We start from the raw sequence: 25,416 nt of genomic DNA, 5'->3' as shown, positions 1-25,416 counted from the left end.
ATGATCCGCAGTTTGCCCTTGCATCCGTTATGCTTCAACGGCATTAATTTTCACGAACGCATAACATTATGTAATGTGAGGGATGCATATGAACTTTCGGCGGCGAATTCCCTCCCTGACCGCGTTGATGACGCTCGAGGCCGTTCTACGGCACCGGAGCTTTACGGCGGCGGCGATCGAGCTTGGCGTCACTCAGGCAGCCGTCAGCCGCCAGATCGCGACATTGGAAGAGGAACTCGCTCTGCCGATGTTCGTACGCAAGCATCGCGCCATCGAACCGACTGCTGCGTGCCTCACCCTGGGAACAACGCTCGCGCAAAGCTTCGCCAGCATCGCGGACGCCGTCGATGTGGTCAGATCCTCCCAGCAGAACGTCGTGACGATCGGCGCGACCGTCGCCTTCTCCTCCTTCTGGCTGCTCCCGCGGCTGACGGAGTTTCGGCGGGAGAATGCGGGCGTGCAGATCAGGGTCATCTCGCAGGACGCAAGAATCGACCTGGACGCTGGCGGCATAGACGTAGCCATTCGATACGGCAGGCCGCCGTTTGCCGACGCCAAGATAGTCGCCGCCCAGGAGGACGTCGTCGTTCCCGTATGCTCGCCCGACTATTATCGGCGTCGTCCGACGGCGCAGATGTCCGATGCCGATGAGTTCATAGAGACAGACGCTCACGATCGCTCATGGCTCTCCTGGACGCAATGGGTTCAGGAAACGGGCCGGGCGTTGCGAATAAAGCCGCATCTTCGCTTCAACCACTATACGGAGGCGATCGCGGCCGCGCGTGCGGGGCAGGGGATCGCGCTCGGCTGGCGTCTTCTTGTCCAGACTTTCCTGGAGGATGGCACGCTCGTCGCCTTGGAGGAGCCCGAGATCTCCACCCCCGACCGGTATCACGTTCTCCTTCCAGCAAGGCCGCGCCTTACGCTCGCCGCGGAACACGCCGCACACTGGCTTGCCAATGCGCTGACGCGGTAAGGCCAGTTTCGAAACTCAAGCTAGATAAGGCTTGTCGAGATCGCGAATACCGTCGCTGGCCATGACGAAGCACCATGGCGCAGGCCGTTGGAAGACCGGCGGCTGGCGCGGTCACCGGTTCCGCGCGGTCATTTCCTTTCGAAATGCCGCGGGGCTTCTTGCGGTCCACTTCCGGAATGCCCGATGAAAGGCGCTGGGTTCGGAAAAGCCGAGGCGTGTCGCGATCTCCCCGACGCCGAACTTGGTCGTTTGCAGCATCTCGATTGCAAGATCGCGGCGGATTTCATCCCTGATGGCGGCATAGTTCTGGCCCTCGGCATTGAGGCGATGCCGCAGGGTCGAAGGAGACATGCGCATTTGCGCGGCCAAATCGTCAAATGCCTTCCATGAGGCAGGCGATGATTGGCGCAGCCACTTGCGCACGCTCGCTGCAAGGCCGGCGTCATAGCGGTAACGCACGAGGATATTGGCCGGCGCATTGCGAAGAAATTGCCTCAGGGCTTGCTCGTTGCGTATCACCGGCAGTCTGAGGAGAGCGGCATCGAAGGCGAGCCTGCTAACCGGCTGTAAGAAACGGACGGGCGCCCCGAAGAATTGTCGGTACTCGGCGCCATGATCTGGCTCCGCACAGCGAAAGTCGACCATTCTAAGCGGAATGCGGCGCCCGATGAGCCAGCATGCAATGCCGTGCAGGAGAATCCAGTAGGTCCGATAGGCAAAGGCTGAGCGTTCGCTCGCACGGTCGGTCAGCACGATATGCGCCAACCCATCCGCCACTTCGAGATGCCCTTCCGGATCCTCCAGCACGATGTTTAAGAACCTGAGAGCGCGCCGTAGCGCCTGGTCGAGGGTCCTTGCGTGCAGCACGCAATGGCAAAGCAGCGTGAAGCTGCCGCGACGCATGGGCCTGCCGCCCATGCCGAAGAATTCGTCATCCATCTCGGCCGCGATCGCCAGCCACAGCGCGCCATAGCTTTCGGCCGAAACCGGCACGTCGATCTGCGTGGATAGGCCGAGTGTCGCGAGCAATCGTTCGGGGGATTTTCCATGCCGCCGAAGGCAGTCGATCGCCTCTTTCACGAAGAAAGGTGATATCATCCGCCGCGCGGTTTCCGTCATCGTCATGACCTGTAAAATATGGTAAAACTGGCCGACGATTTGAGACGCTTTTGTCATCGAATGCAATATCGCGCGACGATAAGCTTAGGCGAGGCGCGAGGTAACCGCGCTCTTCCGGGGATGCGATACTGCGGGCGACTGCACGAAGCGTGGAGGCCCTCGGTTGAAATCGGCTGCGCTGGAGGAGAGCGACCATGTTGATCCAGGGAAAGACTTTCGTCGTTACCGGTGGCGGTTCGGGCCTTGGAGCGGCGGTCGCGCGCATGCTGACGGATGAGGGGGCTAATGTCGTCATAGCCGACGTCAATGCCGATGCTGGCGCCGGTATTGTCGGTGAGCTTGGTGCCCGCGCGACCTTTATCAAGACGGATGTCACGCAGGAAGAAGACGGCCAGGCCGCGATCGACATGGCGATAGAACGCTTTGGCCATCTGCATGGGCTCGTCAATTGCGCCGGCGTCGCGCCCGGCGAGAAGGTGATCGGCCGCAACGGTCCGCACCGGCTCGACAGTTTCAGCCGCGCGATCGGCATCAATCTTATCGGCACTTTCAACATGATCCGGCTCGCGGCGGCGGCCATCGCCAAGGAGCAGCCGGATACGGACGGCGAGCGCGGGGTCATCGTCAGCACGGCTTCGATTGCCGCCTTCGACGGACAGATCGGTCAGGCGGCCTATGCGGCTTCCAAGGGCGGCGTTGCCGCCATGACGCTGCCGATCGCTCGCGAATTGGCGCGCAGCGGCATTCGCGTCGTTGCCATCGCGCCAGGCATTTTCGAGACGCCGATGATGGCCGGCATGCCGCAGGAGGTGCAGGATTCGCTGAGCAAGAGCGTGCCCTTTCCGCAGCGCTTCGGAAAGCCGGTGGAATTCGCCGCATTGGTACGCCACATCTGTGAGAACGTCATGCTGAATGGCGAAGTCATCCGCCTCGATGGAGCGTTGCGCATGGCGCCGCACTGAGGCAGGCTCGTAACTGGAGGTTTGATATGACGCGAGAAGATCCGATCGTCATCGTTGGCGCGGCCCGTACTCCAATGGGTAGCTTCCAGGGAGATCTTAGGGATTGCACGGCGCCGGAACTCGGGGCCGCCGCCATCCGCGCGGCCCTCGAGCGCGGCGGCGTTGGCCCGGACGCGATTGAGGAGGTGGTCTTCGGTTGCGTTCTTTCGGCCGGGCAGGGTCAGGCACCGGCAAGACAGGCCGCGATCGGCGCTGGCCTGCCGTTTGCGACGGGAGCGACAACCGTCAACAAGATGTGCGGTTCGGGAATGAAGGCCGTCATGCTGGCACACGATCTGATCGGCGCCGGCAGCGCGTCGATCGCCATTGCCGGCGGCATGGAGAGCATGACAAATGCCCCCTATCTTCTCGATAGGGCACGCGGCGGCTACCGGCTCGGGCACGCCCGCGTCATCGACCATATGTTCCTCGATGGGCTCGAAGACGCCTATGACAAGGGACGCCTCATGGGCACTTTCGCCGAGGATTGCGCCGAAGCCTATCAGTTTACGCGCGCGGCGCAGGACGACTACGCCGTCACATCCCTGACCCGCGCCCGCAAGGCGACCGAGGAGGGTGCATTCGATAGTGAGATCGTGCCAGTCACCGTCAAGACAGGGCGATCCGAACTGGTTGTCGGCCGTGACGAACAGCCCGGCAAGGCGAAACCGGAAAAAATCCCGACGCTCAAGCCGGCTTTCCGTGAAAACGGCACGGTGACCGCCGCGAATGCCTCGTCCATCTCCGATGGTGCCGCCGCGCTGGTGCTGATGCGCCGCTCAACGGCCGAGCGCGAAGGTATCGTACCGCTTGCCACTATCGTCGGCCACGCCACGCATTCGCAGGCGCCCAATCTCTTCGCGACCGCGCCAATCGGCGCGCTGCGCAAGCTTTCCGAACGCACCGGCTGGAGCCTTCGGAATGTCGATCTGTTCGAGATCAACGAGGCTTTTGCTGTCGTCGCCATGGCGGCTATGCGCGATCTCGACCTGCCGCACGACAAGGTCAACGTTCACGGCGGCGCCTGCGCGCTCGGCCATCCGATCGGCGCGTCCGGGGCCCGCGTGCTCGTCACGCTGCTTGCAGCGCTCAAGCGCTACGGCATGAGGCGTGGCATGGCGACGCTTTGCATCGGCGGTGGCGAAGCAACCGCCATGGCCGTCGAACTGAACTGAAGGGTTCGAGGAGGAGACCGGACCATGATCCTGAGCGAAGACCACATCCAGATTCGCGACATGGCGCGTGATTTCGCCAGGGAGCGCCTGGCTCCGGGAGCCGCCGAGCGCGACGCGAAGAGCCTCTTCCCCCGCGAGGAATTGAAGGAGATGGGCGAACTCGGCTTCCTCGGCATGCTCGTGCCCGAGGCCTATGGCGGTTCGGAAACGGGCGTGATCGCCTATACCGTGGCACTTGAGGAAATTGCCGCCGGAGACGGGCCGTGCTCGACCATCATGAGCGTGCACAGCTCCGTCGGTTGCGTACCGATCCTGAAATACGGCACGGAGGAGCAGAAGCAGCGCTTCCTGCCGAAACTGGCAAGCGGCGAATGGATCGGCGGCTTTGCCCTGACGGAGCCGCAGGCTGGCTCCGATGCCTCGAACCTGAAGACTCGTGCCCGCCGAGACGGTGATGATTATGTTATCGACGGCGCCAAGCAGTTCATTACTTCGGGTAAGAATGGCAATGTCATCATCGTCTTTGCCGTGACAGACTCCGAGGCGGGCAAGAGGGGCATTTCCGCCTTTATCGTGCCGACCGACACGCCCGGCTACGAAGTCGTGCGCGTCGAACACAAACTCGGTCTCCACTCGTCCGACACCTGCCAGATCGCCTTTACCGGCATGCGCGTCCCGGTGGAAAATCGGCTCGGCGAGGAAGGCGACGGTTACAGGATCGCCCTGTCGAATCTCGAAGGCGGGCGCATTGGCATCGCATCGCAATCCATCGGCATGGCGCGAGCGGCTTTCGAGGCGGCGCGCGACTATGCCCGCGAACGCAAGACGTTCGGCTCGCCGATCATCGATCATCAGGCTGTCGCCTTCCGGCTTGCCGATATGGCGACGCAGATCGAGGTCGCCCGCCAGATGGTGTTGCACGCGGCACAGTTGAAGGAGGAGGGGCGGCCCTGCCTTACCGAAGCGTCGATGGCGAAGCTGTTCGCGTCGGAAATGGCCGAAAAGGTCTGCTCCGACGCGATCCAGATCCATGGCGGCTACGGATATATGGCGGACTATCCAGTCGAACGCATCTACCGGGACGTCCGCATCTGCCAGATTTACGAGGGAACGAGCGACGTTCAGCGCATCGTTATCGCGCGCAACTTATAGTATGTTTTCGTGGAATGTTTGCGGTCGTGCCCGCCGTGGGGAGCGCGGGAGGGGCGGCCGACAAGGGAGGTATCACAGCGCATGAACGAGGTTCCAAATCTGAGCCTGCACGTCCCCGAGCCGGCGGTGCGGCCAGGCGGCCAGCCGGATTTCTCCAATGTCAAGATCGCCAAGGCCGGCTCCGTGCCAAGACCGGCGGTCGACGTTGCGCCCGAGGAGATCCGCGATCTCGCCTATTCCATCATCCGCGTTCTCAACCGCGACGGCGAGGCGGTCGGCCCGTGGGCCGGATTGCTCTCCGATGAGGAGTTGCTGACGGGCTTGCGCAACATGATGAAGCTCAGGGCCTTCGACGCGCGCATGCTGATGGCGCAGCGACAGGGAAAGACCTCCTTCTATATGCAGCATCTTGGCGAAGAGGCGGTGAGTTCCGCCTTCCGCAAGGCGCTGAACAAAGGGGACATGAACTTTCCGACCTACCGGCAAGCGGGCCTCTTGATCGCCGACGACTATCCGATGGTCGAGATGATGAACCAGATCTACTCGAACGAGGCCGATCCCTTGCGTGGTCGGCAACTGCCGATCATGTATTCATCGAAGGAGCATGGCTTCTTTACCATCTCCGGCAATCTTGCCACCCAATATGTGCAGGCGGTCGGCTGGGCGATGGCGTCGGCCATCAAGAACGACACCAAGATCGCCGCCGCATGGATCGGCGACGGTTCGACGGCCGAATCCGATTTCCATTCGGCGCTGGTCTTCGCCTCCACCTATAAGGCGCCGGTCATCCTCAATATCGTCAACAACCAATGGGCCATCTCCACCTTCCAGGGCATTGCCCGCGGCGGTTCCGGAACCTTCGCCGCTCGCGGCCTTGGCTTCGGCATCCCAGCGCTTCGGGTCGACGGCAATGACTATCTGGCGGTCTATGCCGTCGCCAAATGGGCGGCCGAGCGCGCAAGGCGCAACCTCGGCCCAACACTGATCGAATATGTCACCTACCGCGTCGGCGCCCATTCCACCTCCGATGACCCGAGCGCCTATCGGCCGAAAACCGAATCCGAGGCCTGGCCGCTCGGCGACCCAGTGTTGCGGCTAAAGAAGCATCTGATCGTGCGTGGTGTCTGGTCGGAGGAGCGCCATGCCCAGGCGGAGGCCGAGGTTCTCGATGAAGTTATCGAGGCACAGAAGCAGGCCGAAAGCCACGGCACGCTGCATGCGGGCGGCAAGCCATCGGTGCGCGACATCTTCGAGGGCGTCTACGCGGAAATGCCCGCTCATATCCGCCGCCAGCGGCAGAAGGCAGGGTACTGACATGGCAAGAATGACAATGATCGAGGCCGTGCGCAGCGCCATGGACGTCTCGATGGGGCGTGACGACGATGTCGTCGTCTTCGGCGAGGATGTCGGCTACTTCGGCGGGGTTTTCCGCGCCACGCAAGGACTCCAGGCCAAATACGGCAAGACCCGCTGCTTCGATGCGCCAATCAACGAATCCGGTATTCTCGGTACGGCGATCGGCATGGCCGCCTACGGCTTGAAGCCCTGCGTCGAAATCCAGTTCGCTGATTATATGTATCCGGCCTATGACCAGATCACCCAGGAAGCGGCGCGCATCCGCTACCGCTCCAATGGCGACTTTACCTGCCCGATCGTCGTGCGCATGCCGACCGGCGGCGGCATCTTCGGCGGGCAGACGCATAGCCAGAGCCCGGAAGCGCTGTTTACCCATGTCTGCGGATTGAAGGTGATCGTGCCGTCCAATCCCTACGACGCCAAGGGCCTGCTGATCGCGGCGATAGAGGATCCGGACCCGGTGATGTTCCTCGAACCGAAGCGGCTCTATAACGGCCCCTTCGATGGTCATCACGAAAGGCCGGTGACGCCCTGGTCGAAACATGATCTCGGCGAGGTTCCGGAAGGGCATTACACGATCCCGATCGGCAAGGCGGAAATCCGCCGGCCGGGGAGTGCCGTCACCGTGGTCGCCTACGGTACGATGGTGCATGTGGCGCTTGCCGCCGCCGAGGAGACAGGGATCGATGCCGAGGTGATCGATCTGCGCAGTCTTCTGCCGCTCGACCTCGATACGATCGTCCAGTCGGTGAAGAAGACCGGCCGCTGCGTCGTCGTGCACGAGGCGACGCTTACCTCCGGCTTCGGCGCGGAAGTCGCATCACTGGTTCAGGAGTACTGCTTCTATAGTCTTGAGGCGCCGATCGTGCGCGTGACCGGCTGGGACACGCCGTATCCGCACGCACAGGAATGGGACTATTTCCCCGGTCCCGCCCGTGTCGGCCGGGCGTTGAAAGAAGTGATGGAGGGCTGAGGATGGGTGAATTCGTCATCAAGATGCCCGATGTGGGTGAGGGCGTGGCCGAGGCCGAGCTGGTCGAGTGGCATGTCAAGCCGGGCGACCCGGTGCGTGAGGATATGGTGCTCGCGGCGGTCATGACCGACAAGGCGACGGTGGAAATCCCCTCGCCGGTCGAAGGGGTCGTGCTCTGGCTCGGCGCCGATGTCGGCGATACGGTCGCGGTCAAGGCGCCGCTCTTGCGAATCCAGGTCGCCGGCGAGGATGGGAATGCGAGCGAAGAGGCTTCCTTCGCCGCGGCTCCTCAACCTGTGAAGACCGAACCGGCCAAGGACGAGGGGACGGAGGCCAAGCCGGTCGCACCACCTCCGGCAAGACCGGCGGTCGAAGCGAAGGCTATCCAGTCGACGGCGCCGGTCGGGGGCCCGGTTCCCCGCGAACCGGCGGAGCGTCCGCTTGCTTCCCCTGCCGTGCGGTTGCGTGCCCAGGAGGCTGGTGTCGATTTGCGCCAGGTGCCTGGCACTGGGCCTGCGGGACGCATTACCCATGACAATCTCGATCAGTTCATCGCGCATGGCATGCAGCATGCAACCGCTGCTTCAACCGGCCCCGCCCGCAAGACCGATGTCGAGGAGATCAAGGTCACCGGCCTGCGCCGGCGTATCGCCGAGAAGATGCGCCTCGCCGCCTCGCGCATTCCCCACATCACCTATGTCGAAGAGGTCGATGTCACCGACCTTGAAGACTTGCGAGCGACGATGAATGCCGGCCGCAAGCCCGATCAGCCGAAGCTGACCATTCTGCCCTTCCTGATGCGGGCGATGGTGAAGACGTTGGGCGAGCAGCCCGGTATCAACGCCACCTTCGACGACGATGCCGGTGTCGTTACCCGCTACGGAGCCGTCCATATCGGCATCGCCACGCAGACACCCTCCGGCCTGACCGTACCGGTCGTCCGCCACGCCGAAGCCAGGTCGATCTGGGATTGCGCCGCCGAGCTGACACGCCTTGCCGACGCCGCCCGCAATGGCACCGCCGCGCGCGAGGAGCTGTCCGGTTCCACGATCACCATCTCCTCGCTCGGCGCGCTCGGCGGCATCGTGACGACGCCGATCATCAACCATCCCGAAGTCGCGATCGTCGGTGTCAACAAGATCATGACCCAGCCCGTCTGGGACGGGACCCAGTTCATCCCGCGCAAGATCATGAACCTGTCGTCGAGCTTCGACCATCGCATCGTCGACGGCTGGGACGCGGCGGTCTTCGTCCAGCGGATCAAGGCGCTGCTCGAAACCCCCGCGCTGATCTTCATCGAAGGTTGATGACATGAAAGAAATCGTCTGCAAGCTCCTCGTCATCGGTGCCGGACCCGGCGGCTATATCTGTGCCATCCGCGCCGGTCAGCTCGGCGTCGATACGGTGATCGTCGAATCCACAAAGGCTGGCGGCACCTGCCTGAATATCGGCTGCATCCCCTCCAAGGCCCTGATCCACGCGGCCGAGGAGTTCGAAAAGGTCAGCCACATGACCACACCCAACGCGCTCGGCATCACTGTCGAGGCGCCAAAGCTCGATCTCGCGCAGACCATACGCTGGAAAGATGGCATCGTCGGCCGGCTGAACAACGGCGTACTCGGTCTTTTGCGCAAGTCCAAGGTCAAGATCGTGCATGGCCAGGCGACGTTCCGCGACGGCAAGACCGTCGAGGTCGAGACCGAGACCGGAACTCAGGTCATCCGTGCCGAAGCAGTTGTCATCGCGACTGGCTCCGAACCGGTCGAGTTGCCGCTGCTGCCCTTTGGCGGAGCGGTCCTCTCGTCCACCGAGGCGCTGTCGCTGACAAGTGTGCCCAATAGCCTCGCTGTTGTCGGCGGCGGCTATATCGGCCTGGAACTCGGCACTGCCTTCGCCAAGCTGGGCGCGCAGGTCACGGTGGTCGAGGCGATGGCGCAAATCCTGCCGCAATATGACGCCGAGCTCGTCAAGCCGGTTGCCAAGCGCTTGGCTGAGCTCGGCGTGCGCGTTCTGACTGGAGCGAAGGCGAAAGCCTATTCGGGAGAGGCGCTGCTGATCGAGACCGCTGCGGGCGAAGAGGAGCGGATCGCCGCTGGCAAGGTTCTCGTCACAGTCGGGCGCAAGCCACGCACGGAAGGTTGGGGTCTCGAGGAACTCGATCTCGATCGCGCTGGCCGTTTCATTCGCATCGACGAGCGCTGCCGCACTTCCATGCGCGGTGTCTATGCCATCGGCGATGTCACGGGCGAGCCGATGCTTGCCCATCGCGCCATGGCGCAGGGGGAGATGGTTGCGGAGATCGTCGCCGGCCGCAAGCGTGTCTGGGATAAACGTGCCATTCCCGCCGTCTGCTTCACCGATCCCGAGATCGTCACGGCGGGGCTTTCACCTGATGAAGCGCGCGCCCAGGGCTATGAAATCCGCGTCGGTCTCTTTCCTTTCGCCGCCAACGGTCGTGCGATGACCACCCAGTCGGAAGACGGTTTTGTGCGGGCTGTAGCGCGCGCGGACACCAATCTGGTGCTTGGCCTGCAGGCGGTTGGTGCCGGCGTCTCGGAGCTGTCAAGCGCGTTCTCGCTGGCACTCGAGATGGGCGCGCGGCTGGAAGACATCGCCGGGACGATCCACGCCCACCCGACCCGCAGCGAAAGCCTGCAGGAAGCCGCGTTGAAGGCGCTTGGCCATGCCCTGCACATCTGAGCTGGTCTCAGCTGCCAATAGTCATTTTTCCGGAGATTTCGGCGACCAAAGGATGGTTTCGGCCGTCTTTTCGTAGGCCATGCCCTCCGGATAGCTGATGAGCTCCAATTGCAAGCCCCAGGGTGATTGGAAATAGAGGATGCTCTGTCCGGCATTCGGTCCCTCGCTGATGGGGAGCGGTCCGAGGCGGGTCGGGATGCCTTGTGTATCGAGGTAGGCCTTGGCCGCCTGAATGTCTTCGACATAAAGCCCGACATGGAAGGCGCCAATGTCGCTGTTCCTTTGTTCAAGGCGGCGCTGGTCCGGTGCCTCATATTCGAAGAGCTCCAGGCTGGAGCCGTAGCCGACGCGGATAAGCGCCGCGCGCCTGATGCGGGCGCGTGGATGAGTGCCCAGCGCCTGGCGCATGAAATCGCCGTCTTCGTCACCGATCGGGCCGAAGGTATAGGCATGCCTGCAACCAAGGATTCGGACGAAGAAGTCGAGTGCCTCGTCAAGATCAGGAACGGTAATGCCCGTATGGTCTTGACCCAGGAGGCCTGGCAATCCCAGGCTTGTGGCATTTGTCATGCAAGTCTCCCCTTCAACAGTTCCAGGACGAACCGTCGCCTGCGTGGTTCCGCGGCCCCGTCGCGCGGTCGCCGCTATTTTCTACCGAAAGCCTCGCTTCGCAAGTCATGCGATCGATGTTGGTTGCGTCGAGCCTACCCTATGTCAGAATTCAGGCGAGCAGGGTTGGCTTCAAAACCTCGGGACACTCTGTCGCAGGCAGCGAAGCATTGCCGATCGCAGCAATGGCCGGCATACGATGAGAGTAGGGATGTGCTTAGGGGGCGAAAGCGGTGGCAGTCGATTTCAATTCGGAACTTCATGCGCGGCCATCGATCTATTTTTCGGGTCCGGCGCTGGTCGAGCATATCGCCCTGTCGGGCACATCACCCTCGATCTCCGACCTCAGCCACCGCGTTGTCGTTGCCGAGGACGCAATCGAAGGCCCTCGAACACAGGTCGAGTTTCATACCGAGTTCGTGACCGTCACCCGGGTGACACCTCTTGAGGCCGATCCCTCGACCTGGCCCGCGGGTTCCCTGTCGATCGATGAGGCGGCGCGGCTCGCTGGCTTGACCGACTGGGCGTTCATTTGCCGATTGGAAATTCTCATTTGCGGATCGGCGCCCAGCGAACTTGGCCCTCTCCTTTCGTCGCTTCAATTCGGCGATACGGCAGCGTCCACCATTGGCGGCGGAGCCGCGCTCGTTTGCTCGGATTTTCGCGTCGGAGACAATGGTACCAGCCGCACGATCCTTTTCAATCATGACCTCAACGCCTATCGGCTCGGCCGCATGGTGCGCAGGGTCTATGAAATCGAGACCTACCGCGTCATGGCGCTTTTGGGCTTTCCGGAGGCGCGGCGGCTTGGCCCGGTTCTTGGCGGCTACGACCGGAAGCTTGTCGAATTGACCAATCGCCACGTATCGACCTCCGCTGACGACCATAAGCGACTGCTCGATGAGATTTCTCAGCTTTCCGCGGAGGTGATCTCCGCGGCGGCACAGACGCGCAATCGCTTTGGCGCAACGGCAGCCTATGCCAAGATCGTCGAGGAACGCATCGCCGAGCTGCGCGAGACCCACGTTCCAGGTTTTCAGCGTTTCGGGGTTTTCGTGGCGCGCCGCTTCAAACCGGCGGTCAGGAGCTGTGAAGCGACCGCATTGCGCTTGGAGCAATTGTCGCATGCGACCATGCATCTGATCGACCTGCTTCAGACCCGCATCCAGGTGGAGATCGAGGTCCAGAACGCCGTTCAGATTCAGGCCATGGCCGAACGCGCCGAAACCCAGGTCAAAATTCAGCGGGCGGTCGAGGGTCTCTCGATCATCGCCATCAGTTACTACCTTCTGAGCCTGATCAAGGTCGCGATCGAGACGGCGGATCATGCCGGCCTTCACATCAATCCGATCTACATGCTGATCTCCATTCCCGTGGTGATCGGAGCGGTTGCCCTCGCGATCCTGAGGGTCAGGCACGCGCTGAAATCCTGAAGTCTTTTTGAACGTAGCGCACGGCAACTGCTGCCAGCACCAGCACGAATCCGAACTCCCACGCGCTTGGCGAGCCGCCAAGCGCGTGTCATGCCGACATGACCTCAATTGGCTGTCGGTCTTGGAAGAAGCACTTATAATTGTAATGAAACAATATACAGATTGACATGATCCATTGTCTCTTTCACGCTGATGTCATGAACATTCAGCCCGAGAAAGAGATGAAATTCGTGACGACGCCGGTTGCATCATTGGCAAGGCATCGGTGCGCGCCATGACAATGATGGTGACGCTGGAGGATATAGAAGCGGCGCGGCGGCGCATTGCCCCAAAGGTGCTGCGCACGCCGTTGCGGCTCTCGCAAGCTCTGTCTCAGCGGACGGGTATTCCAGTTCATCTCAAGCTGGAAAACCATCAGCATACGGGCAGTTTCAAACTTCGCGGCGCCACGAACGCGCTTCTATGTTTGGACGAGAAGGAACGTTCGCGCGGGCTGGTGACGGCATCGACCGGCAATCACGGCAGGGCGGTGGCCCACGCCGCCAAGGCGATGGGCGCCCGTGCGACCATCTGCCTGTCAGCACTTGTTCCGACCAACAAGGTGGAAGCTATCCGAAATCTTGGCGCGGACATCCGTATCGTCGGGCACTCGCAAGATGATGCGATGTCGGAGGTCGAGCGCCTCGTCCGTAAAGAGGGCATGTATTTCGTTCCCCCGTTTGATGATGCCGATGTCATTGCAGGCCAAGGCACGCTCGGACTCGAGGTCGCCGATGACTTGCCTGAGACCGCGCTTGTCCTTGTACCACTCTCGGGCGGAGGGCTGGCCTCGGGCGTTGCGGCCGCGATCAAGAGCCGTCTGCCGGCCGCCAAGGTGGTCGGCGTTTCGATGAAGCGCGGCGCGGCGATGGCGGCAAGCCTTGCGGCGGGTCGTCCAACGGATGTGCAGGAGGTAGAGACCCTGGCGGATTCACTGGGCGGCGGCATTGGGCTCGATAACCGCCTGACGTTCCGAATGTGCCGGACGCTTCTCGATGATGTCATCCTGCTCAGCGAGGAGGAGATCGCCGCCGGCATTCGCCATGCGGCTTTGATCGAGGGATTGACGGTCGAAGGGGCGGGCGCGGTCGGGATAGCGGCCCTGCTTGCCGGCAAGATCAAATCCAATGGTCCAACGGTTGTCGTCGTTTCCGGAGGCAATATCGATCCGGCGACCCATCGGGCTATCGTGAGCGGGCTCGATGAGGGAGTGGCGCCATGACACGCGTGCTGATCCTGACGGAAACAGACCTTCGCAAGGTCGTTCAGCTTGATAGTGATGCTGTCGATTGCGTCGAGCAGGCATTCGCGGCGCTGGCGACGAAGGCCGTGGAAATGCCACCGATCATGCGGCTCGACATCCCCGCCCATCGCGGCGAGGTCGACGTGAAGACGGCCTATGTTCCCGATCTCGCCAGTTTCGCGATCAAGGTCAGCCCCGGCTTCTTCGACAATCCATCACTTGGACTGCCAAGCACCAACGGGCTGATGATGCTCCTGTCGACACGCACCGGCCTTGTCGAGGCGCTCCTGCTCGATAATGGCTATCTGACGGATGTGCGCACGGCCGCCGCAGGGGCCGTTGCCGCGCGACACCTGTCGCGCCCAGATAGCCGGATCGCAGCGATTTTTGGCGCCGGCATGCAAGCCCGTCTGCAATTGCGTGCACTTGCGCTCGTCCGACCAATCGAGGCTGCACGGATTTGGGCGCGCGATCTAGCAAAGGCCGACAAACTCGCGACCGACCTGACGGCCGAACTCGGCTTTCCCGTCGTGGCGGAAGCGGATGCCAAACAAGCCTGCCGTGACGCCGATATTATCGTCACCACCACGCCGTCGGATACGCCGATCCTCGATGCCACCTGGCTGCAGCCGGGCCAGCATGTCACCGCCATGGGTTCCGACGCCGAACACAAGAACGAGATCGATCCGTCCCTGATTTTGAAAGCCACGCCTTACGTCGCCGATAGTCTGAAACAGACGCGGCGGCTGGGCGAGCTTCATCATGCGATCGTCGCAGGACTTGTGAGCGAGAGCGCCGATTTCCCCGAACTCGGCGCCATTATCGCCGGCAAGGCGGCGGGCCGCCGGTCGCCTGAGGCGATCACCCTTTGCGATCTGACCGGGACCGGCGTCCAGGATACCGCCATTGCCACGCTTGCCCATCGACGCGCCGTCTCGGCCGGCGCAGGCCAAGCGATCGAAACGACGAAAGCATCAGGAGACTAAGCGTGAGCGAACCAACCCTCAATTTCACCCGCGCCGAATATGCCGAGCGGCTCGAAAAGACGCGCCGCGCGATGGAAAAAGCCGGTGTCGATCTCGTCATAGTCACGGATCCCTCCAACATGCACTGGCTCACCGGCTATGACGGCTGGTCCTTCTACGTGCATCAATGCGTGCTGGTGCCAGGCTCCGGCGAGCCGATCTGGTATGGCCGTGGCCAGGATGCCAATGGCGCCAAGCGCACCGCCTATCTGGCCCACGACAACATCATCGGCTATCCCGATCACTACGTGCAGTCCAATGAGCGCCATCCGATGGATCTGCTCTCGAAGATCATCGAGGAACGCGGCTGGGCCAACGCCTCGATCGCCGTCGAGATGGATAATTATTGGTTCACCGCCGCTGCCTATGCCTCGCTCGTCAAGCACTTGCCGAATGCCCGTTTCAAGGATGCCCAGGGGCTCGTGAACTGGCAGCGCGCCGTCAAGAGCAAGACCGAGCTCGACTATATGCGCAAGGCAGGTCGCATCGTCGAGGCCATGCACCAGCGGATCGTCGAAAAGGTCGAGCCGGGCATTCGCAAATCCGATCTGGTCGCCGAAATTTATGATGCCGGCATTCGCGGCGTTGACGGCTTCGGCGGCGATTACGCTGCCATCGTTCCCTTGCTGCCGTCGGGCGCCGATGCCTCCGCCCCGCATCTGACCTGGGACGACAAGCCGATGAAGAGCGGCGAGGGCACCTTCTTCGAGATCGCCGGCTGCTATCGCCGCTATCATTGCCCGCTGTCGCGCACCGTCTTCCTCGGCAAGCCGATGCAGGCGTTTCTCGACGCGGAGAAGGCGACGCTCGAGGGCATGGAGGCCGGCCTTGCCGCCGCCAAGCCAGGCAACGTCTGCGAGGATATCGCCAACGCTTTCTTCGCGGTCCTGAAGAAATACGGGATCGTCAAGGACAACCGCACCGGCTATCCGATCGGCCTTTCCTATCCGCCGGATTGGGGCGAGCGGACCATGAGCCTGCGCCCCGGCGATCGCACCGAGCTCAAACCAGGCATGACGTTCCATTTCATGACCGGTCTCTGGCTGGAAGACATGGGCATGGAAATCACCGAAAGCATCGTCATCACGGAAAGCGGCGTCGAGTGCCTGTCCAACGTCCCCCGACGACTTGTCGTGAAGTGATCGCCTGAGATGAACAGCATGAGCATATCCAAACGTCCATCGCCGATCACACCATCAGTCGATTTCGATCGCGACGGCATCCAGCACGGGCATCTGCGCCTTCCCTGGTCGCGCGACGATTCCGCCTGGGGTTCGATCATGATCCCCATCTGCGTCATCAGGAACGGCGAGGGGCCGACGGCGCTTTTAACTGGCGCCAATCATGGCGATGAATATGAAGGCCCCGTTGCCCTCTTCGATCTCGCCCGGACGCTGAAGCCGGAGGAGATCAAGGGTAGGATCATCATCGTTCCGGCGATGAATTACCCTGCGTTCCGGGCGGGCACCCGTACCTCGCCGATCGACAAGGGCAATCTCAATCGAAGCTTCCCCGGTCGGCCCGACGGCAGCGTGACCGAGAAGATCGCGGACTACTTCACGCGCTACCTGCTGCCGTTGGCCGATATCGTGCTCGACTTTCATTCGGGCGGCCGTACGCTTGATTTCCTGCCGTACGCCGCAGCGCATGAGTTGCCGGACAAAGGGCAGGAAAAGGCCTGCTTCGCCAGCGTTGCCGCGTTCTCCGCGCCCTATTCCATGCGCATGATCGAGATCGATGCTGTCGGCATGTACGACACAACGGCCGAGGAAATGGGCAAGGTCTTTGTGACCACGGAGCTTTCGGGCGGTGGAACCATATCGGCGCGCACGGCTTCCATTGCCAAGCGCGGCGTATTGAATGTGCTGAAGCACGCCGGAATCCTTGCAGGCGCTCCGGAGATCGAAGCGACGCAATGGCTCGATATGCCGTCGTCGGACTGCTTCATCTTTTCCGATGGCGACGGCCTATTCGAACCGCTCAAGGACCTGGGTGAGAAGGTTTCGCGAGGAGAAATCATCGCCCGTATCCATCCGATTGGACGCACCGGATCGGAGCCCTTTGACTATCGGGCGGCGCTGGACGGTGTTCTCGCCGCACGTCATTTCCCCGGCCTCATCAAGACCGGGGATTGCCTGGCCGTCGTCGCGACCTTGACGGGAGGCCCCTGAATTGCCGCGCCGCGACAGCGCGGCGCGGATCACCAACCCGCGACGGCAAAGAACCGGAAAACCGGACGGCCGATAGCGGAATCCAACCACAGAGGAGTGAACCATGAGATCGAATTTTTACCGCAGCCTTACCGCCATGGGTCTGACCCTCGGCCTCGCCGTTTCAGCCCATGCCGCCAGCCTCGAGCAGATCAAGAAGGATGGCTACATCCGCGGCGCCAGCGCCAATGAGGTTCCCTATAGCTATATGGACGAGAGCGGTGCCGCCAAGGGCATTGGTCCCGATGTTGCCGCCGCCGTGCTGAAGTCGATGGGTGTCAAGGAAGTCGACTGGACCGTAACGCCATTCGGGTCGCTGATCCCCGGCCTGAAGGCCAAGCGCTTCGACTTCGTTGCCGCCGAGCAGAACATCCTGCCGGAGCGCTGCAAGCAGGTGCAATTCACCACGCCGAATTCGAGCTACGGCGAGGGGTTATTGGTGCCGAAGGGCAATCCGAAGAAGCTGCATTCCTATGAGGATATCAAGAAGGATCCGTCGCTCAAGGTCGCGATCGTATCGGGTGCCGATCAGCTCGATTTCTTCCATGGTCTCGGCATTCCGGAGTCCCAGATCGTCATGATCCAGGCGAATGCGGATGCGCTGTCCACGATCCAGACCGGCCGCGCCGACGCCTATGCGGCAACCGAGCTGACCGTCGCCAAGCTCGTTCAGGGCAGCACGAATGTCGAGCACGCAGAGCCGTTCACGGATCCGGTCATCAACGGGAAATCCGTCAGAAGCTATGGCGGCTTTGATTTCCGGCCCGAGGACAAGGATCTCTACAAGGCCTTCAATACCGCTCTCGAGGCTTTCAAGAAGACCGACGACTACAAGAAAATCCTGATGTCCTATGGTCTCAGCGCCGAAAGCGTCGAGGCCGCGCGCACGAAGAGCACCGATGACCTGTGCGCGGGCAAATGAGCCTATCGATAATCGAGAACGACCTAGCGGCCGTCTGCGGACGATCGCCAGGTTGTTCGGCCCCTCCCATTCTGGAACGGAGGTGACCCGGACATGAGCTGGACCCACTATCTGCCGGCATTGCTGAAGGGCGCGGAGGTGACGGCGCTCATCGCCGTCGCCTCGATGTTCCTGGGCGCGATCCTCGCCTTTGCGGCCGGCCTTGCGCGCTTTGCCGGAGGGCGGCTGCTCTCCGCAATCGCGATCGTCTATATCGAAATCTTTCGCGGTACGTCGCTTCTGGTGCAGCTTTTCTGGCTCTATTACGCGCTGCCGCTGATCGGGATTTCCTTCGATCCCATCACCACGGGCATCGCCGGCCTGGCGCTCAACATCGGCGCCTATGGCGCGGAGGTGGTGCGCGGGGCGTTGCAGGCCGTTCCCGACACGCAACATGAGGCGGCGCGCGCCTTGAATTTCGGGCACGGCCAGACACTCTTCCATATCGTCCTGCCGCAGGCCGTGGTCGAAATGATGCCGGCCTTCGGTAATCTCGCCGTCCAGAATCTGAAGGACACCGCATTGGTGTCGCTGATCTCGATCAGCGATCTCACCTTCCAGGCGCAGCAATTGCGCAACATCACGCTCGACAGCGTGACGATCTATTCGCTGACGCTCATCGGATATTTCATCATGGCGCTCATTCTGGTTGCCTTCATGCGCTGGCTGGAGACGATTCTTCGCCGTGGCGTCGCCTTCCCGGGGAGGGCCCCGGCATGATGTATGGCTTCACCTGGGATACGTCGACGACGCTGTCTTTCGCATTGTCGATCCTGCCGATCCTTGGCATCGGCCTGATCGTCACGCTGGAGGCGGCGGCCGCCGGCTTTGCGATCGCGCTTGTTCTCGGCCTTGTCTTCGCCTTGCTGCGGCGCAGCCGCTTCGCGGTGATCTCCTGGCCGACGGCTTTCGTCATCGAGTTCCTGCGCGATACGCCGCTGCTCGTCCAACTCTTCTTCCTCTATTACGTCCTGCCGATCTACGGCATCGTCCTGCCGGCCTTCCTGACCGGTGCGTTGGCGCTCGGTCTGCAGTATTCGGCCTATACGTCGGAGGTCTATCGCGGCGGCCTGGATGCCGTGTCGCTCGGACAATGGGAAGCTGCGACGGCGCTCAATCTCAGCCGCGGCCGCACCTATTGGGATATCATAATCCCACAGGCCATTCCCCGCATCATTCCGGCCATGGGCAACTATCTCGTGTCCATGTTGAAGGAGACACCGGTCCTGTCCGTCGTCACGGTGGTTGATATGCTCAACCTCGCCAATCTTATCGGGGATCGGACGTTCGAGTATCTGGTGCCGCTTTCGCTCGTCGGCCTGATCTTTCTCATCCTCACGCTCGTCTGCTCGGCGGCCATTCATTGGCTCGAAAAGGCGTTGCCGAAAAACGGAATTGCTCTCAAATGACGCAACCACTGATCCGCTTTCAAGATGTGACCAAGCGCTACGGCCACCTGACCGTTCTCGACAATTTCTGCTTCGACGTCACGCCCGGCGAAAAGGTGACATTGATCGGTCCTTCCGGTTCTGGAAAATCGACGGTCCTGCGCATCCTGATGACGCTCGAACCTTTCCAGGAGGGTACCCTGCATCTGGCCGGTATGTCCTATCATCAGGATAACGGCCGTGGTCGTTTCCTCGCCAGCGAGGCGCATCTGCGCCAGATCCGTACCCATGTCGGCATGGTGTTCCAGAGCTTCAACCTGTTTCCGCACATGACCGTGCTGCGCAACGTCGTCGAAGCGCCGACACGCGTGCTCGGGCTTGGGCGGGCGGAGGCCGAGTGCCGCGCGGTCGAGCTTTTGCGCATGGTCGGGCTTTCGGAGAAGAAGGATCATTATCCGAGCCAGCTTTCCGGCGGCCAGCAGCAGCGCGTCGCGATCGCCCGTGCGCTCGCCATGCGTCCAAGGGTGTTGTTGTTCGACGAGCCGACATCGGCGCTCGATCCGCAGCTCGTCGGCGAGGTGCTCGGCGTCATCCGCGATCTAGCCCATGAACATGATCTGACCATGCTGCTCGTCACCCATGAGATGCGCTTTGCCCGCGAAGTCTCCGATCGCGTCTGCTTTTTCGACAGGGGCCGCATCTGCGAGCAAGGTAAGCCGGAAGATATCTTCAGCGCGCCGAAGGAAGACCGCACCAAGGAGTTTCTGCGCTCCGTTCTTTGATCGGATGCAGCGCTGAACTCGACGCCTTCCGTTGCGATTAAACGATCGATCCCACATCGAAGACAGGCGGCAGCTGTTCGAACGTGCCGCGAACGGTTTCGAGCGCCGAGCGAAGGGCGGAATGGGAGAGTCGGCCACCGAGACAGATGCGGATGCCGCCGACCGGCCGCTCTCCACCGGCGACGAACGGATCGGATGGCGTGACCGCCACGCCTTTGCGGGCAAGCGCCCGCACGAGACCTTCCTCGGTCCAACGTTCCGGAACAGAAAGCCAGGCGCAAAGCGACAGCGGATGGCTGCCGGCGACGAATGGCGCCAGCACATCAGAGACGATCGCCTGCCGGGCCTCCGCCTCGCTTCGCTGGACGGCAAGCAGGGCTTGCGCCGTCCCATCCAGTACCCAGCGCGACGCCATTTCGGCGACGACGTTGGTGGCGCTCCATCCGGTGACGCGCAGGATCGAAGCGGCGCGGATCGAATAATGTGCCGGCACGACGAGATAGCCGATGCGCAATCCCGTCATGACGGATTTCGTGAAGCTGGTCACGAAGAAGCCGAGCTCGGGTATGAGGTCCGCCATCGACGGAAGGGGATCGCGCAGCATCGGCTTGTAAACCTCATCCTCGATGACGAAGACACCATGCCGGCGGGCGATATCCGCGATTGCGCGCCGACGCTCGGCCCCCATGACATGGCTGGTGGGATTGCCAAGCGAGGAAACGATGACAAGCGCCGTTACGTCGCCGATGGCACAGGCCGCCTCGAAGGCCTCGGGCAGGATACCCTCGCGATCGGTCGGAAGACCACGCAGCGTAAAGCCGAGAACATTGGCAAGGCCGATGATGCCGTGATCGGTCAGGCTCTCGGTCAGGACCACTTCGTCGGGACGAACGACCGAAGCGACGGCAAGGAAAAGCCCGTGCGCCGCGCCATTCGTGATCAGGATCCGGTCTGGATCGGTCTTCACCGACAAGCCGGCGAGCCAGACCTGCGCCGCGGCGCGATGGGCATCGAGGCCGGCGATCGGCCGGCAGGGCCGCATGAAGCTGCTATTGTCGCTTTCGGCAAGCGCCTGCATCAGTTCACGGGCCGATCGCTCATGCGCCTCGGTATAGACAGCTCGGATGATGGAGAGATCGGCGCTGCCGCTCGGATCGCGATCGAGCATGAAGCTGTCGGCGCGTTCGGTGACGCGGCTGCGCACGAAGGTGCCGCGCCCCACCTCGCCGCGCAGGTAGCCGCGGCGCTCCGCCTCCTTGTAGCTCAAACTCACGGTTTGGACGGAAATTCCCAGTGCATGGGCAAGATCGCGATGCGTTGGCATCTGCGCGTGGACGGGCAGAATGCCGTCATCGATGTCGGAGATGATCTTGTCGGTGAGCAGCTTGTGCTTGGTCACGCCCTTGCGATGCTGAAGGACGGGCTTCCAGGCGCCATTGTCCTGGCTTTTTGAATCATGACGATACATGGATTGATCCGGTACAATTACAGGAGTCCATGTACACCATTCGGCATCGGATGGCGACGACCGAATGCAATGGCGCGGCCTTTTGTCAACAACAGGCCGCGCCATTGGCGTAGGATGTGCAGGGTCGCCTCGTCAGGAGCGGATCAGCGGTTCGAAAATACGCTTTCGATGGCGCCGGCCGCCGCCTTGACGACGATATCGGCTTCCTCGCGCGTCAGGCATAGCGGCGGCGCAAAGCCGAGGATGTCTCCTTGCGGCATGGCGCGGCCGATGACACCGCGCTCGAGCAATGCCGACGCCACCTGCGGTCCGATCTTCTGCGCGGGATCGAAGAACTTGCGATCATCCTTGTCCTCGACGAATTCGATGGCCGCCATCAGCCCGTCGCCACGAACCTCGCCGACATGCCTGTGGCCGCCGACGGCCTTGGCGAGTTCGGAGCGGAAATAGGCGCCGGTAGAGCCTGCATTTTCGACGATGCCGAGTTCGTCGAGCAGCTCGAGATTGGCGATACCAGCAGCCGCGCAGATCGGATGCGCCGAATAGGTCCAGCCATGACCGATGGCGCCGAGCTGGTCGGATCCCTGCACGAGAACCTGCCACATCTTGTCGGAGACGATGCTGCCCGAAAGCGGCGCATAGGCGGAAGTCAGGCCCTTGGCGATGGTGATCAGATCCGGCTTCATACCGTAATGATCGGAGCCGAACATCGTGCCGAGACGGCCGAAGCCGGTGACGACCTCGTCGGCGACGAGCAGCACGTCATATTTGTCGAGGACGGCCTGGATCTTCTGCCAGTAGGTCTTCGGTGGCGGAACGATGCCGCCGGTGCCGAGGATCGGCTCGCCGATAAAGGCCGCGACCGTCTCCGGACCTTCAGCGAGGACCATCTCCTCCAGTCTGTCCGCGCAATGCTGCGCGAATTGTTCCTCGTTCATCGCGCGGTCGGCGCGGCGGAAGAAATAGGGCGCCTCGGTGTGGAGGATCGGCGCACGTGGCAGGTCGAAGGCCTTGTGGAACAGTTCGAGACCGGTGAGGCTGCCCGTCATGACGCCTGAGCCATGATAGCCGCGCCAGCGCGAAATGATCTTCTTCTTTTCCGGTCGGCCGAGAATATTGTTGTAGTACCAGATGAGCTTGATGTTGGTCTCGTTGGCATCGGACCCGGAAAGCCCGAAATAGACGCGGCTCATGCCTTCCGGGGCGCGGTCGATGATCATCTTCGAAAGCGTGATGGAAGCTTCCGTGCCGTGGCCGACATAGGCGTGGTAATAGGCAAGGTTCCTTGCCTGCTCGGCGATTGCATTGGCGATTTTCTCTCTTCCATAGCCGACATTGACGCAATAAAGGCCGGCAAAGGCATCGAGGCTCTTCTTGCCAGTGGTATCCGTGATGTAGACGCCTTCGGCGCCGGCGATGACGCGCGTCGGAGTTTCGCCGCGCGCATGCATTCCCATGTGGGTCGAGGGATGGAAGAAATGGTCCCTGTCCCAGGCATTCAATTCGTTGCGCTTGTCCAACATATTCTCGTTCCTTCTTTTTTATTCGCGGCGTCAGGCTGTCGTGTCGACGCAGAGATATTTGAGCTCGGTGAAAGCCTCGATGCCGTGGCGGGAGCCTTCGCGGCCGAGACCGGATTGCTTCCAGCCGCCGAAGGGAATTGGGCCGCCCGTGATCTTCACGCGGTTGATGGCCACCATGCCGTATTCTAGCGATCGGCCAAGCCGCATCTGCCGCGCACCGTTGGCCGTGACAACGTAGGCGACGAGGCCATATTCCGTGTTGTTAGCCCGGGCCACCACCTCGTCCTCGCTGTCGAAGACGCTGACGGCTGCGACCGGTCCGAAGGTTTCTTCGTGCATGATCAACGCGTCCGGCGCAGGCTCGACGAGCAGGGTCGGCTGGAAGAAGAGGGAGCCGGCCGCATGGCGCTTGCCGCCGGTAACGAGCCTTGTGCCATGCTGCAAGGCGTCCCTGACCTGCTCCTCGACCTTGGCAACCGCACGTTCATGCATGAGCGGCCCGATGTCGGAGGTGCCATCCAATCCGTTCCCGACCTTAAGAGCTTCGATGCGCTTGGCGAAAGCCGTAACGAAAGCGTCCATGATCGGGCGCTGGACGAAGATACGGTTGGCGGCGAGGCAGTCCTGACCGGAGGTCGCGAATTTGGCACTGATAGCGATATCGACGGCGCGGTCGAGATCCGCATCGTCGAAGACGATCAAGGGCGCATGGCCGCCAAGCTCCATCACAAGACGCTTCATTGTCCCCGCACACTGGCCGGCGATCATCTTGCCGATGCCGGTCGAGCCGGTGAAGCTCAATGCCCTGACCCGGAGGTCGTCGCAGAAGGCGCCGACGATGGTTGCGGCATCACCGGTCACGACATTGAACACACCGGCCGGAAGCCCGGCACGTTCGCCGAGTTCGGCAAGGGCCAGCGCCGATAGCGGAGTTTCGGACGACGGATGAGCGACGACGGTGCAGCCGGCCGCAAGCGCTGCAGCGGCCTTACGCGTGATCATGGCGGAAGGAAAGTTCCAGGGGGTGACGATGCCGACGACGCCAAGCGCTTCCCGGCGCACGATCATTTCGGCATTTGGCAGATGGCTGGTCACGCTCTCAGCATTGATGCGCTTTGACTCCTCGGCATACCATTCGATGAAGCCTGCGGCGTAATCGATCTCGCCGCGGGATTCGGCGAGCGGCTTGCCTTGTTCCAGCGTCATGATGAGCGCCAGATCCTCGCGTGCCTCCAGCATGAGTTCATACCACTTGCGCAGAATCGCTGATCGCTGCTGCGGCAGAAGCGAACGCCAGGCGGCAAAGGCACGCGCGGCAGTATCGATGGCGCCGATGGTCTCCTGCCTGTCGAGACTGGCAACCCAGGCAAGCGTCGCGGACGATGCAGGGTCCGTGACCTCGAAGCTTTGATTGGCTTTGCCGGCGACCCAACGACCGGCAATATAGGAAAGATCTCGCAGCAGATGGCGGTCGTTCAGCCTTGAAAGGGCTTCATGATAGGTGGCGCGAGCGTGGAGCGCGGTCATGGTCGGGTCTCTCGTTCCAGATACCCGATGCTGCCATGGAACGCCGCGAGAGATTGTCCATTGCTGGCGGTTGGAAGAGAGAAAGGACCTAAAGTGAATGGTGTCTGTAGAGAATCTCTCTATTCGCCGCCAGGCGCATCCGGGGAAAGCAGGTCGGCGACGGGAAGCACCGTTTCTTCCTTCACGGTCTTGGTCACGATGTATGTGAAATAGCGTTCGATGCCGAGGTCGCGATTTAGGAGGTCGTCGATCAGACGCTGATAGGCATCGATATCTGCCGCCATGATCTTCAGGATGTAATCGACGCCACCGCCGACGGCCCAGCAGGCAACGATCTCCGGCGTCGCCGCGACCGTTCGTTCGAAGCGCTCGAAATCCGCCTGGCGATGATTGGCGAGCGTGACCTCGACCATGACGCTGGCGATCGGAGCAAGACGCCGCAGTGCCAGATGTGCATGGTAACCGGTGATAATTCCAGCCTTTTCCAGCTTTCGAAGGCGGAGCCAGCATGGTGTCGGCGACAATCCCACCTTATCGGCCAGCGCGAGCTTGGTGATGCGGCCATCGCGCTGAATGGCGTCCAGTATCCGCAGATCGATTGCATCAAGTCTCATGTGAAAGCTGCTTGTCGTCGTCACTTATCGTTTCCAGACCAATGGCACTCGAAACCAGAGCTGACAAGCTTGCTTTGTGGAATTGGGCTGATCGCGCGGCGTTGTCTGATCCTGAATGAGGCTCTTTATCTGCCGGAAGGGC

The 25,416-nt window shown here is 61.9% G+C and carries 23 protein-coding genes; 17 read left to right on the top strand and 6 right to left on the bottom strand.

Going from position 1 to position 25,416, the window contains the following annotated elements:
- Nucleotides 1-88 precede the first annotated feature (88 nt).
- Nucleotides 89-976: a LysR substrate-binding domain-containing protein gene (locus JJQ51_RS03450; protein ID WP_113331128.1), complete on the top strand. Its 888-nt coding sequence runs from the start codon at nt 89-91 to the stop codon at nt 974-976.
- A 111-nt stretch (nt 977-1,087) separates the two neighbouring features.
- Here JJQ51_RS03450 and JJQ51_RS03445 read toward each other — a convergent pair whose 3' ends face one another.
- Entirely contained in the window at nt 1,088-2,152 is a 1,065-nt protein-coding gene (locus JJQ51_RS03445) for an AraC family transcriptional regulator (RefSeq protein ID WP_442967275.1), read from the bottom strand.
- A gap of 137 nt (nt 2,153-2,289) precedes the next feature.
- Between JJQ51_RS03445 and JJQ51_RS03440 the strand changes: the two genes are divergently transcribed.
- The 7 genes from JJQ51_RS03440 to lpdA all read left to right on the top strand — a co-directional run bounded on the left by JJQ51_RS03440 (nt 2,290) and on the right by lpdA (nt 10,452).
- Nucleotides 2,290-3,057 (top strand): 3-hydroxyacyl-CoA dehydrogenase, encoded by a 768-nt coding sequence (locus JJQ51_RS03440; RefSeq protein ID WP_113353248.1) that lies wholly within the window; start codon nt 2,290-2,292, stop codon nt 3,055-3,057.
- A gap of 26 nt (nt 3,058-3,083) precedes the next feature.
- Nucleotides 3,084-4,271, top strand: a complete 1,188-nt coding sequence (locus tag JJQ51_RS03435; RefSeq protein WP_269244311.1) for an acetyl-CoA C-acyltransferase — start codon at nt 3,084-3,086, stop codon at nt 4,269-4,271.
- Between the two features lie 24 nt (nt 4,272-4,295).
- Entirely contained in the window at nt 4,296-5,423 is a 1,128-nt protein-coding gene (locus JJQ51_RS03430) for an acyl-CoA dehydrogenase family protein (RefSeq protein ID WP_113353246.1), read from the top strand.
- Between the two features lie 81 nt (nt 5,424-5,504).
- Entirely contained in the window at nt 5,505-6,737 is a 1,233-nt protein-coding gene (locus JJQ51_RS03425) for a 3-methyl-2-oxobutanoate dehydrogenase (2-methylpropanoyl-transferring) subunit alpha (protein ID WP_113395078.1), read from the top strand.
- 1 nt (nt 6,738) lies between these two features.
- On the top strand, nt 6,739-7,752 hold the full coding sequence (locus JJQ51_RS03420; RefSeq protein WP_113353244.1) for an alpha-ketoacid dehydrogenase subunit beta: 1,014 nt from the start codon (nt 6,739-6,741) through the stop codon (nt 7,750-7,752).
- A 2-nt stretch (nt 7,753-7,754) separates the two neighbouring features.
- The gene (locus JJQ51_RS03415) at nt 7,755-9,059 is read left to right on the top strand and encodes a dihydrolipoamide acetyltransferase family protein (RefSeq protein WP_113395076.1); all 1,305 of its coding nucleotides are present in this window, start codon (nt 7,755-7,757) and stop codon (nt 9,057-9,059) included.
- Between the two features lie 4 nt (nt 9,060-9,063).
- A complete protein-coding gene (gene lpdA / locus JJQ51_RS03410) occupies nt 9,064-10,452 on the top strand; it encodes a dihydrolipoyl dehydrogenase (protein WP_113353242.1) in 1,389 nt (462 codons plus the stop codon).
- Between the two features lie 21 nt (nt 10,453-10,473).
- Here the strand turns inward: lpdA and JJQ51_RS03405 are convergent, their stop codons facing one another.
- The gene (locus JJQ51_RS03405) at nt 10,474-11,022 is read right to left on the bottom strand and encodes a VOC family protein (RefSeq protein ID WP_113353241.1); all 549 of its coding nucleotides are present in this window, start codon (nt 11,020-11,022) and stop codon (nt 10,474-10,476) included.
- A gap of 272 nt (nt 11,023-11,294) precedes the next feature.
- Here JJQ51_RS03405 and JJQ51_RS03400 point away from each other — a divergent pair, with 272 nt between their 5' ends.
- From JJQ51_RS03400 to ehuA, 9 genes are all read left to right on the top strand, one after another.
- Nucleotides 11,295-12,494: a DUF3422 domain-containing protein gene (locus JJQ51_RS03400; protein WP_269244310.1), complete on the top strand. Its 1,200-nt coding sequence runs from the start codon at nt 11,295-11,297 to the stop codon at nt 12,492-12,494.
- A 274-nt stretch (nt 12,495-12,768) separates the two neighbouring features.
- On the top strand, nt 12,769-13,755 hold the full coding sequence (eutB, locus tag JJQ51_RS03395; RefSeq protein WP_173004548.1) for a hydroxyectoine utilization dehydratase EutB: 987 nt from the start codon (nt 12,769-12,771) through the stop codon (nt 13,753-13,755).
- Nucleotides 13,752-14,762, top strand: coding sequence for an ectoine utilization protein EutC (gene eutC, locus JJQ51_RS03390; protein ID WP_113395074.1), 1,011 nt, complete (start codon nt 13,752-13,754; stop codon nt 14,760-14,762). Before eutB ends, eutC begins: the two co-directional genes overlap by 4 nt.
- A 2-nt stretch (nt 14,763-14,764) precedes the next feature.
- Complete coding sequence (gene doeA, locus JJQ51_RS03385; RefSeq protein WP_269244309.1) at nt 14,765-15,943, top strand: ectoine hydrolase DoeA; 1,179 nt, start codon at nt 14,765-14,767, stop codon at nt 15,941-15,943.
- Nucleotides 15,944-15,952: 9 nt separating this feature from the next.
- Entirely contained in the window at nt 15,953-16,972 is a 1,020-nt protein-coding gene (doeB, locus tag JJQ51_RS03380) for a N(2)-acetyl-L-2,4-diaminobutanoate deacetylase DoeB (protein WP_113353237.1), read from the top strand.
- Between the two features lie 103 nt (nt 16,973-17,075).
- Complete coding sequence (gene ehuB, locus JJQ51_RS03375) at nt 17,076-17,933, top strand: ectoine/hydroxyectoine ABC transporter substrate-binding protein EhuB (RefSeq protein ID WP_113353236.1); 858 nt, start codon at nt 17,076-17,078, stop codon at nt 17,931-17,933.
- A 93-nt stretch (nt 17,934-18,026) separates the two neighbouring features.
- Complete coding sequence (gene ehuC / locus JJQ51_RS03370) at nt 18,027-18,692, top strand: ectoine/hydroxyectoine ABC transporter permease subunit EhuC (RefSeq protein ID WP_113353235.1); 666 nt, start codon at nt 18,027-18,029, stop codon at nt 18,690-18,692.
- A complete protein-coding gene (gene ehuD / locus JJQ51_RS03365) occupies nt 18,689-19,381 on the top strand; it encodes an ectoine/hydroxyectoine ABC transporter permease subunit EhuD (protein ID WP_113353234.1) in 693 nt (230 codons plus the stop codon). Before ehuC ends, ehuD begins: the two co-directional genes overlap by 4 nt.
- Entirely contained in the window at nt 19,378-20,142 is a 765-nt protein-coding gene (gene ehuA, locus JJQ51_RS03360) for an ectoine/hydroxyectoine ABC transporter ATP-binding protein EhuA (protein WP_113353233.1), read from the top strand. The genes ehuD and ehuA overlap by 4 nt, the downstream gene beginning before the upstream one ends.
- A 37-nt stretch (nt 20,143-20,179) precedes the next feature.
- On the opposite strand, the gene ehuR is transcribed toward ehuA, so the two are convergent.
- The 4 genes from ehuR to JJQ51_RS03340 all read right to left on the bottom strand — a co-directional run bounded on the left by ehuR (nt 20,180) and on the right by JJQ51_RS03340 (nt 25,274).
- Entirely contained in the window at nt 20,180-21,610 is a 1,431-nt protein-coding gene (gene ehuR / locus JJQ51_RS03355; protein ID WP_113353232.1) for a MocR-like ectoine utilization transcription factor EhuR, read from the bottom strand.
- A gap of 143 nt (nt 21,611-21,753) precedes the next feature.
- Nucleotides 21,754-23,133, bottom strand: coding sequence for an aspartate aminotransferase family protein (locus tag JJQ51_RS03350; protein WP_269244308.1), 1,380 nt, complete (start codon nt 23,131-23,133; stop codon nt 21,754-21,756).
- A gap of 30 nt (nt 23,134-23,163) precedes the next feature.
- Nucleotides 23,164-24,660 (bottom strand): NAD-dependent succinate-semialdehyde dehydrogenase, encoded by a 1,497-nt coding sequence (locus JJQ51_RS03345; RefSeq protein ID WP_152094010.1) that lies wholly within the window; start codon nt 24,658-24,660, stop codon nt 23,164-23,166.
- 119 nt (nt 24,661-24,779) lie between these two features.
- Nucleotides 24,780-25,274, bottom strand: coding sequence for an Lrp/AsnC family transcriptional regulator (locus tag JJQ51_RS03340; RefSeq protein ID WP_113331108.1), 495 nt, complete (start codon nt 25,272-25,274; stop codon nt 24,780-24,782).
- Nucleotides 25,275-25,416 lie beyond the last annotated feature (142 nt).

Origin of the sequence: Rhizobium sp. AG207R, from assembly GCF_027109195.1 — a bacterium.
GTDB lineage: Bacteria > Pseudomonadota > Alphaproteobacteria > Rhizobiales > Rhizobiaceae > Rhizobium > Rhizobium dioscoreae.
Note: the sequence above shows the minus strand (reverse complement) of the source record. Positions and strands in the feature narration are given on the sequence as shown.

Bases quoted from the DNA above. Each gene is read 5' to 3' on its own strand.
- JJQ51_RS03450 (WP_113331128.1), top strand. From the start codon at position 89: ATGAACTTTCGGCGGCGAATTCCCTCCCTGACCGCGTTGATGACGCTC.
- lpdA (WP_113353242.1), top strand. From the start codon at position 9,064: ATGAAAGAAATCGTCTGCAAGCTCCTCGTCATCGGTGCCGGACCCGGC.
- eutC (WP_113395074.1), top strand. From the start codon at position 13,752: ATGACACGCGTGCTGATCCTGACGGAAACAGACCTTCGCAAGGTCGTT.
- ehuA (WP_113353233.1), top strand. From the start codon at position 19,378: ATGACGCAACCACTGATCCGCTTTCAAGATGTGACCAAGCGCTACGGC.
- JJQ51_RS03415 (WP_113395076.1), top strand. From the start codon at position 7,755: ATGGGTGAATTCGTCATCAAGATGCCCGATGTGGGTGAGGGCGTGGCC.
- ehuD (WP_113353234.1), top strand. From the start codon at position 18,689: ATGATGTATGGCTTCACCTGGGATACGTCGACGACGCTGTCTTTCGCA.
- ehuC (WP_113353235.1), top strand. From the start codon at position 18,027: ATGAGCTGGACCCACTATCTGCCGGCATTGCTGAAGGGCGCGGAGGTG.
- JJQ51_RS03430 (WP_113353246.1), top strand. From the start codon at position 4,296: ATGATCCTGAGCGAAGACCACATCCAGATTCGCGACATGGCGCGTGAT.
- JJQ51_RS03405 (WP_113353241.1), bottom strand. From the start codon at position 11,022: ATGACAAATGCCACAAGCCTGGGATTGCCAGGCCTCCTGGGTCAAGAC.
- JJQ51_RS03345 (WP_152094010.1), bottom strand. From the start codon at position 24,660: ATGACCGCGCTCCACGCTCGCGCCACCTATCATGAAGCCCTTTCAAGG.
- doeB (WP_113353237.1), top strand. From the start codon at position 15,953: ATGAACAGCATGAGCATATCCAAACGTCCATCGCCGATCACACCATCA.
- JJQ51_RS03350 (WP_269244308.1), bottom strand. From the start codon at position 23,133: ATGTTGGACAAGCGCAACGAATTGAATGCCTGGGACAGGGACCATTTC.
- ehuR (WP_113353232.1), bottom strand. From the start codon at position 21,610: ATGTATCGTCATGATTCAAAAAGCCAGGACAATGGCGCCTGGAAGCCC.
- JJQ51_RS03420 (WP_113353244.1), top strand. From the start codon at position 6,739: ATGGCAAGAATGACAATGATCGAGGCCGTGCGCAGCGCCATGGACGTC.
- JJQ51_RS03340 (WP_113331108.1), bottom strand. From the start codon at position 25,274: ATGAGACTTGATGCAATCGATCTGCGGATACTGGACGCCATTCAGCGC.
- eutB (WP_173004548.1), top strand. From the start codon at position 12,769: ATGACAATGATGGTGACGCTGGAGGATATAGAAGCGGCGCGGCGGCGC.
- JJQ51_RS03425 (WP_113395078.1), top strand. From the start codon at position 5,505: ATGAACGAGGTTCCAAATCTGAGCCTGCACGTCCCCGAGCCGGCGGTG.
- ehuB (WP_113353236.1), top strand. From the start codon at position 17,076: ATGAGATCGAATTTTTACCGCAGCCTTACCGCCATGGGTCTGACCCTC.
- JJQ51_RS03440 (WP_113353248.1), top strand. From the start codon at position 2,290: ATGTTGATCCAGGGAAAGACTTTCGTCGTTACCGGTGGCGGTTCGGGC.
- JJQ51_RS03445 (WP_442967275.1), bottom strand. From the start codon at position 2,152: ATGACAAAAGCGTCTCAAATCGTCGGCCAGTTTTACCATATTTTACAG.
- JJQ51_RS03435 (WP_269244311.1), top strand. From the start codon at position 3,084: ATGACGCGAGAAGATCCGATCGTCATCGTTGGCGCGGCCCGTACTCCA.